Below are 12,175 nucleotides of genomic sequence, written 5' to 3'. Positions count from 1 at the left end.
TGCCCACGTGTTACTCACCCGTCCGCCGCTAATCCGTTCCCCGAAGGGAACTTCATCGCTCGACTTGCATGTGTTAGGCACGCCGCCAGCGTTCGTCCTGAGCCAGGATCAAACTCTCAATTTAAAAGTTCAATCTCAAACTCAAATTCACTGACTTTATGATTTTTCATCATTATCTCTGTTTAATTTTCAAAGACCAGTTTGTTTGCCGCTTCAAGCGACTTAATCATCTTATCACATAAAATTTAATTTGTCAACATTTTTGTTTTCAATTAAATTTTGTGATTTGATGTCGTACTCGTTAGCGACAAGGGATATTCTATCATAATATTTAAAGTATTTACCCTATAAATATGACATTACACAAAATTAAGTTTATTTTTCACTATATTTCTAAATATATCTCCATATATCTGTTATTGACACACCAGGCTAATTCAGAACATTATAATTATCTTTCTAGGTGCTTTAGCAATCATTATCCAGGGACATAGCTGCCGTTATCTCCCACTTTGTTAGAAGTGGAAGTGTTACGGCAGGTAGTCATCGGATAAATTTAAAGCTCTACATTATTTTTTAAATTTTACATTACTTAATTCATTAGCTGCTTCTTTATCAATTATAAAAGTTACATCTTTATGTAATTGAAGAATTGAAGCAGGTACTTCTGGAGTTATCTTACCTTCTATAGTTTTCTTTATAGCTTCTGCCTTACCTTTTCCATTGGCTAATAAGATTATTTTTTTAGACATCATTATTGTCTTTATACCCATACTCACTGCTGTAGTAGGCACCTCACCTATAGAGTCAAAAAATCTTGAGTTATCCTTTATTGTTTTTTCATCTAATTTAACCAAGTGAGTTCCCGCTTCAAAGCTAACATTAGGTTCATTAAAACCTATATGTCCATTAGCACCTATTCCTAATACTTGAATATCTATTCCTCCAACCTCTTCTATTCTTCTATCATAATCTAAACATTCTTTTTCAACATTTTCTGCCATACCATTAGGTATATTAATATTTTCTTCTTTTACATTTATATGATCAAATAAATTTTCCATCATGTAATTATGATAGCTTTGTTGGTTGTTTTTGTCTAAACCATAGTATTCATCTAAATTAAAAGTCTTTACATCAGAAAAATCTACTTCTCCAACCTTGTACATGTTTACTAATTCCTTGTACATACCTACAGGTGTACTTCCTGTAGCCAAGCCTAGTACACTGTTAGGTTTTAATACCACTTGACTTGCCATCATTATAGCTGCTTTTTTACTCATTTCCTCATAATTATCTACAACGATTATTCTCATAACTCATTTCACTTCTCCTTATATATTATTTGCTCAATTCATATAAACAGAGCTCTTAGCTTCAGATAGAATTTTTACTCTATCTGAAGGTTAGAGATCGTTATCCAGGGACGTAGCTGCCGTTATCTCGCACTTTGTTAAAAGTGGGAGTGTTACGGCAGATAGTCATCGGATAAACAGAGCTCTTAGCTTCAGATGGAATTTTTATTCCATCTGAAGGTTAGAGATCGTTATCCAGGGACGTAGCTGCCGTTATCTCGCACTTTGTTAAAAGTGGGAGTATTACGGCAGGTAGTCATCGGATAAATTTTAATTTATAATTTTTTCTTATTATGAATCCCTTGTAAATTGTAAACTCAACTTTTACAGATAGTTTCACCCAAAACATATATAAACAAAGGAAATACCAACAGAAAAATCAAGCTATGATTTTGTAAACACAAAAATTCAATTGTACTCCAAACCTTAAAACTATATTTTCTTCCACTATAAAAATCCACTTATAACCTAAGCCTTAAAAACTATATTCCCTTCAACTATTGTAGTTTTTATATTAAATTCCTCATCAAAAACTACAATATCTGCATCTTTGCCTATTTCTATGCTTCCCTTTTTATGCTCCATATTTATTATTTTAGCTGGATTTATACTAGCCATAGAAACTACTTGTTGTAAGCTTAAATTTGTATTTTTAAATATGTTTTTTACTCCATTATTCAAACTTAGAATACTACCTGCTAATGTGCCATCTTCAAGTCTTGCTGAATTTTCCTTGACTATTACCTTTTGTCCTCCAAGATCATAATTACCTTCATTTAAATTTCCTGCTCTCATACAATCTGTAATTAATACCACTTTGTTAAAACCCTTTACATTTATAAGTACATTAAAAGCACCTGGATGCACATGTATTTTATCTGCTATCAATTCACAGGTAACATCACTATTAAATATGGCTCCTACCACTCCTGGATTTCTATGGTGCAAAGGTGACATAGCATTAAAAGTATGAGTTCCGTGACTAACTCCCAACTCTATAGCTTCCATAGCTTCTTCGTAGGTAGCATTAGTATGTCCTATGGATAATACTATATCTGTATCCCTCTTAACTTTTTTTATAAACTCATAATCTTTATCCATTTCTGGCGCTAAAGTTATTATTTTTATTGTATCTAAATACTCTTTAATAAAATTGTAATCTGGTTTCTCTATGTATTTTTCATTTTGGGCGCCCTTGAGTCTTGGATTTATAAAAGGTCCTTCCATATGTGCACCAACCACTTTAGCTCCTTTATTTTTAATACCCATGCTTTTTCTTATTACATTTAAAGCCTCATAAATTTTTTCCTTTTCCATAGTCATAGTAGTTGGTAAAAAAGCTGTTACTCCATTTTTGCATACATTGCTGCTTATTATTTCTATATCCTCTAATGTACCATCCATGGTGTCGCTGCCCCCACAACCATGGACATGTATATCTATAAAACCGGGGGATACATATTTACCCTTTGCATCTATAACCTCAATATTTGCTATATTAGCTTTCTCTATATATTCATCTAAATTTTTTTCTTCTATTATATCTAAAATTTTTTCTTCAAAAACCAATACTTTATCTATGAAAATGTTCTCTTTAGTTATTATTTTTCCATTTTTTATTATTTTCATGTTACCATCTCCCATATTAAGTAAGTACTATCTCATATTTATATTTATCACTTCTATATACTTCTCTAGTATGTTCTATTGGTATATCATTTTTTAAATAAGTTGTTCTTTTAAACATAAGTGCAAGGGAATTATTCTCTTGATTTAACAATTTACTTTCAAACTCATTTAGCATTATTGGTTCTATAGTTTGTTTTGCAAATTTTAGGTTTAAGTTATACTTTTCCCTAAATATTTCATAAAGGGATTTTCCCTCTAAACTTTCCTTAGTCAAATCTTTAAACATATAACGAGGAATAAAAACTTTTTCTATGGCATAGGGTTCCTTCTCTATAATTCTTAATCTGTTTATTTCTATAACTTGACTATCCTCCTCAGGGAGTTTTAATGCATTTTTTATTTGATTAGTAGCATCTTTTATACTGAAGGATATTATCTTCGAACTAGACTTAAGTCCCTTTTCCTCCATTTGCTCTGTAAATCCCTTTAACTGTAATTGTTGTTTTTCCTTAGGCTCAGCAACAAAGGTTCCTTTTCCCTGCTCTCTATATAGCACTCCCTCGTTAACCAAAGACATTATAGCTTTGTTCACAGTCATTCTACTCACTTCTTGAAGCTCACAAATTTCCCTTTCAGGCGGAATTAATTCTCCTGGCCCTAATTCCCCGTCTTCTATCATGTCAAGCAATACTTGTTTTATTTGATAATAAAGTGGAAGTGGACTATCCTTACAAATTTTTTTCAAAATATTACCCTCCAATGCAAACACACTATTATCATGTTGTTATGTTGTATATACCAATTATACTCTAAAATTATATATGTTTTCAATATTTTTTTATAAATAGATTTCTAACCTTCAGATGAAGTTTTTACTCCATCTGAAGGTTAGAGATCGTTATCCAGGGACGTAGCTGCCGTTATCTCCCACTTTGTTAGAAGTGGGAGTATTACGGCAGGTAGTCATCGGATAAATATATTCCGTAAACTTTTCCTTACTAACTTTCTACTATATAAAAACATCAACTATGGTAATATTAGGATTATCTAATAAATTCATATCACATGTATAAACATTGCCCTTTTGATTCTTATCATATGTAATTCTTATTATTGGTCTATCCGGAAAATTTTCATTTTGCTCCAATACATATCCCTCTAAGCCATTGGACAATTTTATTTTACATCCTAAAGGATATATAGAAAAACATTCTTTAAATTTTTCTACATACTGTGGCTCAAACATTATGCCAGAATTACTAAGTATTAACTCATAAGCTTCATTAGGTGAAAATCTATTTCTATAACTTCTATTTGCACTTACTGCAGTAAAAACATCACAAATACTTATTATCTTTGCATAATCACAAATTTCATTTTCCCTTAGTCCCAAAGGATATCCCGTTCCTGAAATCTTTTCATGATGCTGCAACACCCCTAATATAATGCTTTCAGAAAAAAGTCCTCTATCCTTTAATATTTTACTTCCATATACAGGATGTTTCTTTATAACTTCAAGTTCCTCATCTGTTAAAGGCCCTTTCTTGTTAATTATTTCATTTGGAATTTTGGTCTTTCCAATGTCATGAAGCATTCCACACATCCCAAGTTCTTTAACCTTCTCCTTATTCCAACCCATTTTAACTCCTAAATATGTAGCCATTATACCTGTATCTAAGGAATGTATATACGTATAATCATCATATACTTTTACTTCGTATAAGTTAGTATTTATATTCTTTTCTTCCGAAATGTAATCAATAATACTTTCAATGTTTCTTAAACTTTTCTTTACTTCCGCTTTGTCACCCGATAATATATTTTGAAATAAAAAAGGTATCTCCTTTAAAGTTGAAGACTTCAATATATCTATCTCTTCATTTTCTTTGACATCTATATTAGAAAATCTGTCATCTTTTATATACACAAGGTATACACCATTTGACTCCAATTGTCTTATATAATTTAAAGTTAACTTAGTTCCCTTTTTTAAAAGTATATTTCCATCGCTAGAAAGTATATTCCTAGCTAAAATTTCTTTTCCACCTAAATTTTTTATAAATTCCAGTCTCATAATACCCCCCACAGAATTGAAATACAATTTTACATATTATAGAATATTTCTATAAATTTATCATAAATCCTTTGAAATATTTAAAAATAATTGCTATTATATGTTTACATAAATCAATAAATTGAACACTTAGCTTATTAAAAGTTTTAAACTATAAAATATGTTTTTTGCATAATTAATTTGTTAAGGAGGACTCCTATGAATATTGGCGTTATACGGATACTCTCTTGGTTTTTTATAATAAATGCTATAATATCAACAGTAGTAATCGTTCTAGAAAGACGTAGACCAGAAAAAACCATAGCATGGCTATTAGTATTAATAATACTACCACCCATAGGGTTATTTTTGTATGTGTTCGCGGGCAGGAATTGGAAAAAGCACAAGTTAAACCCTGAGGTTACTAAGCGCACTCACAAGCTTGTATCAGAAGCACTATATAATATAAAAAATGTTAAATATTCTTCTCTCATACACTTGATAATGAATAATAATAATTGTCCGGTTTTTATAGATAATGATATATCCATCTTTGCTAATGGTGAAGAAAAATTTAAGGCATTAAAGACTTGTCTTAAAAATGCACAGCATCACATACATCTTGAATATTATATAGTTAAAAATGACACAATAGGAAATGAAATAAAAGACATACTAATAGAAAAAGCTAAAGAAGGGGTTGAAGTTCGTTTTATCATAGATAAAGTTGGTTCCCCTACTATAAAAAAGGACTTTATAGATGATTTAAAATCTGCAGGGGTAGATGTAGTTTTTTATACTTACTTTCTAGCTCCATTATTTAAAAGGATAAATACCCAACTAAATTATAGAAACCATCGTAAAATAGTTGTTATAGACGGTAAAATAGGATTTTTAGGTGGAATAAATATTGGAGATGAATACTTAGGTAAAAGCAAATTAGGCTACTGGCGAGACACCCATATAATGATTGAAGGTGACTCTGTGCTTGGCCTTCAAGCTTCATTTTTAGATGACTTTTTTATGGTTAAAAAAAGTCAAAATGAATTCCCTTGGCATAGTGATTTTGAATCATATTTTCCTACCCCTAATAACTCTAAAGGAAAGGTAATGCAATTAGTGAAAAGCGGTCCTGACTCAGAAAACGCCTCTATTATGCAGGTAATTATTAAAATGATTTTTCTAGCCAAAGATCATATTTATATAGCTACACCATATTTTGTACCAAATTCCAGTGTTATGAACGCCCTAAAAATAGCTGCTTTAAGTGGCATTAAAATAAAAATTTTATTCCCAGGTATCTACGACCACTTCACCGTCTATTACGCGTCTAGAACGTACCTTGCAGAACTTGCCAAGTACGGTATTGAAATATATCTTTATAAAAAGGGGGCTTTTATGCACTCTAAATTTATGACCGTAGATGGAGAAATTTCTACTATAGGTACTGCCAATATGGATATTCGTAGCTTCGAATTAAACTATGAAATAAATGCAATTATATACGATAAATCCTCTACAGAGGAATTAAAAACAACTTTTTTAAATGATTTAAAGGAGAGTACTTTTGTTGATTATAACTATTTCGAAAATACTCCTTTTTATAAAAAATTTATAGAAGCTGTAGCTAGAATTTTTTCAAACCTACTTTAAAAATATATTTTAATAGTAATATTAGTAAAACAAACAAAGTTAAAAAACTAAGTAAAAATTTAAAAAGACTTCAAAGACAATGTTCAACAAAATATATTATGAATAAGAAAGGAGAGAGTTGCCAAAAAACCAAGAGCATTGCAAAACTTGAAAAGAAGATTAAAAAACTTCATATAAGCACTTATAAAGTGTATAAAGCCTATGGAGTGTTATACAAACGAAAGTAGCCGCAATTTAACCTCTTTACAGAAGGTTATAAAATAGGCAAAATCGGACATTATGAAATAGGAAATAAACTAAACTATATATTTATATAATCTTTTCATAAAGTTTTATAAGGTTTTGGTGACGGTAAGTTTTAATAAATGACCCTTGAAGAAATAAAAAATCAGATTAAAAATATATCAGAAAATTATAAAGAAGAACACATAGGTGGATGGATAACTGGTGATGGTCCTATACCTTGTGATATTTTATTTGTAGGTGAAGCCCCTGGTAAAACAGAAGTAGAAACAGGCAAACCTTTTGTAGGCATTGCTGGTAAAACTTTTGAAAGTTATCTAAATTCTATAGGAGTTAGCAGAAAAGATATACGCATAACAAACACCTGCTTTTTTAGGCCTATAAAAAAGAAACTTTCAAAAAATGGAAGAGAAACTATAAGTAATCGCCCACCAAAAACTTCTGAAATAAATTTATTTAGGCACCTATTAGATGAAGAAATTAAATTGGCCAATCCAAAACTAATAGTAACCCTTGGTAATGTACCTCTTAAAAGACTTACGCCTTTTATCAGTATAGGCACCTGCCACGGAGAACTTTATTTTAATGAAGAAATAGGAAGATATATTTTCCCTATGTATCACCCTTCTTCACTTACATATAACAGAAATGAAGAATTTAAGGCTATGTACTCTAAAGACTGGGAAAAACTAGCCACCGCTTTAAAGACACTTGCCACAAAATAAGAATAAATTGCGACGCAATTTTATAATTGACAATTGACAATTGACAATGGACAATGGACAATGAATGAAGTTTTTCTTACAGAAAAACTAAAATTTTAAAAGACCTAAACATAGAATTTATCTATATTTAGGTCTTTTTCTGTTTTTAATTTTAGTTTTGCATTAGCAAAACATCCATAATTGTCAACTGTCAATTGTCAATTGTCAATTATAAGAATGTTGCGTCGCAACATTCCTATATTGCTGTTTCTTTTCTGCTTTCAAGAAATTTAATTTCATCTGCTACAACACTTGTATAGTATTTTCTAGTTCCATCCTGCTGGTCTTTTGAGTATACAGAAATTCTTCCACTAATTGCAATCAATCTTCCCTTTAACAAATATTTTATTAAACTATCATAATGATTTGTAAAATGAATAATTGGAATAAAATCTGCTTCCCTTTCTCCATTTATATTCTTATGCCTTTTGTCTACTGCTAAAGTAAATGTCACACCCTTTCTCTCAGGGTCATTTAAATCTACTAGATCCGCATCTTTAGTTAATCTTCCAATTAATGTGACTTTATTCATTGTATTCTCCTTCCTTGTTTCTAAAACATTTTCTCTATTACAATGAATTCTATCCATTTAATTGGTAATTATTCAATTATAATGCTATTTTATTTATTTTTATAATAATATAGCTATACTTTATGGTATTTTTTTAAATTATCTATTTTTTAAGCTTATAGTAGGTTGTTTATATTGATTTTCATTCAATTCCGTGCCTATATACTAAATATTAATTTAGTTATTTACGCTGTAAAAATTTCCTTCTTTTTATACCAAACTATGCTGAGAATAAATCTAAATACTTGATCAACACATATAATAAACCATATATATACTATATCCATATGAAAAACATAAGTTAATATAAGAGAAAGTGGTATTCTAACTCCCCAAAGTCCAAGCCCCGATACCATCATAGGTATTTTAGTAAATCCAGCTCCCTTTAGAGCTCCATTATAAACCCTTGCTAGATTTTGAGGTATTTGAATTAAACCCATTAGTCTAATATAAATGGCTCCAAGCGCTATAACTTTAGGATCATCTGTGAGTAGCCTCATAATTTGATTAGGGAAACAAATAAGCAAAAGGCTTCCAAAAGCCATTACTAATAAACCACCTTTTTTAATTACTTTTACGTACCTTTTGCCAAGTTCTTTATCCATAGCTCCCAGTGCCTGTCCGACAAAAGTTGTAGCTGCAACTCCAAATCCCAGTGCTGGCATTTCTGAAATAGTTTCTGCTTGGAGACCTAGCTGGTATGCAGAAAAAGGTTCTTCACCAAAGGATAACATCACCCTGGTGAGTATTATAGCTGAAAACTGCCAAAATAGTGATTCAAAAGCTGATGGTATTCCTATATTAAGTATTGATGAAATTTCCTTAAATTCTAATTTAAATATTTTTTCTGAGTTCTCTAATAAACCGCCTTTTTTAAATAGTACGTACAAACCTATTAATGCTGCAACAATTTGAGATATTACAGTAGCAATAGCAGCACCTTTTAGCCCCATAGACTGAAAACCAAAATTTCCAAATATTAATGGATATCCAACTATTATATTTACCCCATTCATAAATAAAGATATAATCATTGGAGTTTTTCCATCTCCTGTTCCCTGGAGTATACCTGTTACTGCAATCATAATAGCTTGAAATGGAAGTCCAAAAGAAATTAATTTTAAATACGGCACCGCCATTCTCATTATTCCATCACTAGGATTAAATATACTTAAAAAGGCATGGGCTTGCCATAATAATATTACCTGAAAAAATAATCCTAATATAAGAGAAAGGAGTAATGTTTGCTGAGATACCTTTTTTATCTTATTTTTATTATTACCACCATATGCTCTAGCCACTAAAACTGTTGCTCCAATGGATACGCCTTTAAATATGCACCACAAAATACCTACAAGTCTTGAGCATACTCCTTGTGTTGATATTGCCGTAACATCTATTCTCCCTATCATACCTGCTGAAACAATACCTGCAGTCATCTCCAGTATGTTTTCTAATATTATAGGTAATATCATTGAATATACCCTTTTTTTAATATCTTTATCACTCATTTTAAACACATCCATATTCCATAATATTCAAATTTAGAAGGTACTATTTTCAATTATCTAATATTCTGTAGTATTTTCATTCCATAGGCATCTAAGTCCAAAATTTTCTCTACTTTATTTCCAGTTTCCATATCTTTAAATATGTTTTTATTTAAATTCACGCTCTTTTTATCTGCAGTAAAGTTAGAAATAAATATAAAATCTTTTTACCCATCTGTACGCATCTGTGCAGTAACTCCTTGAGGCAGTTCAGCATTTATTGCTCTTTTCAAATTACAGTCTTGAGCTATTTTTTTGTAGAAATTCAAAAGGAAGTCCTCGTTGCTTCTGAATGCTATATAGTAAGCTTTTCCCTTATGAAAAATATTTTCTGTAACTGCAGGCATTCCCGCGTAAAAATCATTTTTATAAGTGGCAAGCACTTTAGCTGTTTCCGCATGAATTAAATCACAGAATATACTAGCTTGGTATTCTCCAGCCATGCCCAATTCATTATCACTCTTAAATTGAACATAATTTACTTCACCATCATATAAAGCATCTAATTCTTCAGACCATATTCCAGTAACCTTTCTAAGGGGCCCCGGAAATCCTCCAAGAAAGCATAAGTCATTTTCATCCACTATGCCGCTCCAATATGTAGTTACAAAAGTCCCTCCTGCTTTTACAAATTCCTCTATTCTTTCTCCCACACCTTTTTTAACCATATAAAGCATAGGTGCTACAACTAGCTTATATTTTAAAAAATCTGCATCCATATTTACCACATCTACAGGTACTCCCATTTCCCAAAAGGCTTTGTAGTGATTTACGCAGGTTTCAAAATAATCCTTTTTTTCTTTTCTAGGCCCTTGAGCATCCTCCATGGCCCAGCAATTTTCCCAGTCGTAAATTATAGCTACCTCTGGCTCTACTGAAGTTCCAACAACGGAATCAAGTTTGGATAATATTTCTCCAACTTTTGAAACCTCCTTAAACACCCTAGTATTTTCATGCCCACAGTGATCCACTACTGCCCCATGAAATTTTTCAGAAGATCCTCTACTTTTTCTCCACTGGAAATACTGAACAGTATCTGAGCCATGTGCTATGGCTTGAAGTGATGCCAAAACATGCATGCCAGGACGTCTTAATTTAGCCACCGGCTGCCAATTAGTTGCGCTAGGGGAACTTTCCATCATCATAAATGGCTTCCCACCCTTTAAAGATCTATTTATATCATGTATAAATGCCCTTCTAGATGCTTCTAAAGGTTCTGGACGCTGTCCATGCCAATAAGGATAGTTGTCCCAAGAAATCACATCTAAGTAAGGAGCAAACTCCCAATAATTTAAGCTATTTGCTATATTCACGTACTCATGAAAATTTGTTGTTATAGGTATTTCTGGTGCTATTTCTCTCAAAGGAATGGTTTCCCACTTAAAGAAATCTACTGTTTTGTATGTAACAAATCTTTTCCAATCTAAATTTAATCCATGTAAATTAGTTTCTCCCTGTAGTGATGGTGATTCTATTTGTGACCAATCAGTATATGTGTGGCTCCAAAACCCTGTCCACCATGCTTTATTTAGCTTGTCTAAATCTCCATTGTATTTTTCCTTAAGCCATTGTCTAAACTCCTGTTGACATAGTTCACAATGACATTCGCCTTCATATTCATTTGATACATGCCACATAATAAGAGCAGGATGATTTTTATATCTCTCAGCCAGTTTTGTATTTATTATGCGAACTTTTTCCCTATAAATTTGGGATGTATAACAATGATTATGGCGCTCTCCATGAAGATTTCTAATTCTGTTTTCCCTAACCCTCAATACTTCAGGATACTTCTGAGACATCCAAGCAGGTCTAGCTCCACTAGGAGTAGAAAGTATTACATAAACACCACTTTTATATAATTTGTCCATAATTTCATCAAGCCATGCAAATTCAAAATTTCCTTCTTCAGGCTCCAAGGCACTCCAAGAAAACATGCCTATTGACACTACATTGCAATTTGCTAGCTTCATAAGTCTCATATCCTCATTCCAAATACCCGGAATATGTTCCCACTGTTCGGGATTGTAATCTGCTCCATGCAACATAAAATTACATTTCTTACTTATAGGTTCATATCTTTTCATGAAATCCAAGCCCCCCCTAAATTATTAATTTTACAAACATATATATTTCACTATTTTTATCTAAAATTCATCACTATATAAGAATTGTACAGTATTTTCTGAAAAGTTTCCATATTACTTAATATTTTTCAGAGATTTAGCACCTAAATTCCAGTAAAAATTTTATTTTTACTGGAATTGTATCTTTTTACATTTACTTAAAGGGCTGGTAAGCCCGCAGACCGATAGGTCGCAAAAATAGATACACTTACCCCTACCCCACGAAATCTT

8 protein-coding genes, 1 rRNA gene and 1 pseudogene are annotated in these 12,175 nt (G+C 31.5%); 2 read left to right on the top strand and 8 right to left on the bottom strand.

Annotated elements, in window-relative coordinates; all coding sequences use genetic code 11:
- From FGK85_RS13150 to FGK85_RS13130, 5 genes are all read right to left on the bottom strand, one after another.
- Positions 1–124 (bottom strand): 16S ribosomal RNA (locus FGK85_RS13150); the annotation flags it as partial.
- Between the two features lie 445 nt (positions 125–569).
- A complete protein-coding gene (nagB, locus tag FGK85_RS13145) occupies positions 570–1,316 on the bottom strand; it encodes a glucosamine-6-phosphate deaminase (protein ID WP_138207350.1) in 747 nt (248 codons plus the stop codon).
- A gap of 507 nt (positions 1,317–1,823) precedes the next feature.
- Positions 1,824–2,984 (bottom strand): N-acetylglucosamine-6-phosphate deacetylase, encoded by a 1,161-nt coding sequence (gene nagA / locus FGK85_RS13140; RefSeq protein WP_138207348.1) that lies wholly within the window; start codon positions 2,982–2,984, stop codon positions 1,824–1,826.
- A gap of 16 nt (positions 2,985–3,000) precedes the next feature.
- Complete coding sequence (locus FGK85_RS13135) at positions 3,001–3,732, bottom strand: GntR family transcriptional regulator (RefSeq protein WP_171011432.1); 732 nt, start codon at positions 3,730–3,732, stop codon at positions 3,001–3,003.
- Positions 3,733–3,993: 261 nt separating this feature from the next.
- Positions 3,994–5,058, bottom strand: a complete 1,065-nt coding sequence (locus tag FGK85_RS13130) for an HD-GYP domain-containing protein (RefSeq protein ID WP_138207344.1) — start codon at positions 5,056–5,058, stop codon at positions 3,994–3,996.
- A 204-nt stretch (positions 5,059–5,262) separates the two neighbouring features.
- Here FGK85_RS13130 and cls point away from each other — a divergent pair, with 204 nt between their 5' ends.
- Positions 5,263–6,690, top strand: a complete 1,428-nt coding sequence (gene cls, locus FGK85_RS13125; protein WP_396276641.1) for a cardiolipin synthase — start codon at positions 5,263–5,265, stop codon at positions 6,688–6,690.
- Positions 6,691–7,055: 365 nt separating this feature from the next.
- Positions 7,056–7,658 (top strand): uracil-DNA glycosylase, encoded by a 603-nt coding sequence (locus FGK85_RS13115; protein WP_138207340.1) that lies wholly within the window; start codon positions 7,056–7,058, stop codon positions 7,656–7,658.
- Positions 7,659–7,893: 235 nt separating this feature from the next.
- Here FGK85_RS13115 and ssb read toward each other — a convergent pair whose 3' ends face one another.
- From ssb to FGK85_RS13100, 3 genes and pseudogenes are all read right to left on the bottom strand, one after another.
- The gene (gene ssb, locus FGK85_RS13110; protein ID WP_138207338.1) at positions 7,894–8,229 is read right to left on the bottom strand and encodes a single-stranded DNA-binding protein; all 336 of its coding nucleotides are present in this window, start codon (positions 8,227–8,229) and stop codon (positions 7,894–7,896) included.
- Between the two features lie 224 nt (positions 8,230–8,453).
- On the bottom strand, positions 8,454–9,779 hold the full coding sequence (locus tag FGK85_RS13105; RefSeq protein WP_243122888.1) for an MATE family efflux transporter: 1,326 nt from the start codon (positions 9,777–9,779) through the stop codon (positions 8,454–8,456).
- A 53-nt stretch (positions 9,780–9,832) separates the two neighbouring features.
- Positions 9,833–11,905: pseudogene (locus FGK85_RS13100) on the bottom strand (beta-galactosidase).
- Positions 11,906–12,175 lie beyond the last annotated feature (270 nt).

The organism is Haloimpatiens lingqiaonensis, from assembly GCF_901447495.1.
GTDB lineage: Bacteria > Bacillota > Clostridia > Clostridiales > Clostridiaceae > Haloimpatiens > Haloimpatiens lingqiaonensis.
Note: the sequence above shows the minus strand (reverse complement) of the source record. Positions and strands in the feature narration are given on the sequence as shown.

What these genes read in the sequence shown, in the direction of transcription:
- FGK85_RS13105 (WP_243122888.1), bottom strand. Translation starts at nt 9,779, where the DNA reads ATGAGTGATAAAGATATTAAAAAAAGGGTATATTCAATGATATTACCT.
- nagB (WP_138207350.1), bottom strand. Translation starts at nt 1,316, where the DNA reads ATGAGAATAATCGTTGTAGATAATTATGAGGAAATGAGTAAAAAAGCA.
- ssb (WP_138207338.1), bottom strand. Translation starts at nt 8,229, where the DNA reads ATGAATAAAGTCACATTAATTGGAAGATTAACTAAAGATGCGGATCTA.
- FGK85_RS13115 (WP_138207340.1), top strand. Translation starts at nt 7,056, where the DNA reads ATGACCCTTGAAGAAATAAAAAATCAGATTAAAAATATATCAGAAAAT.
- nagA (WP_138207348.1), bottom strand. Translation starts at nt 2,984, where the DNA reads ATGAAAATAATAAAAAATGGAAAAATAATAACTAAAGAGAACATTTTC.
- FGK85_RS13130 (WP_138207344.1), bottom strand. Translation starts at nt 5,058, where the DNA reads ATGAGACTGGAATTTATAAAAAATTTAGGTGGAAAAGAAATTTTAGCT.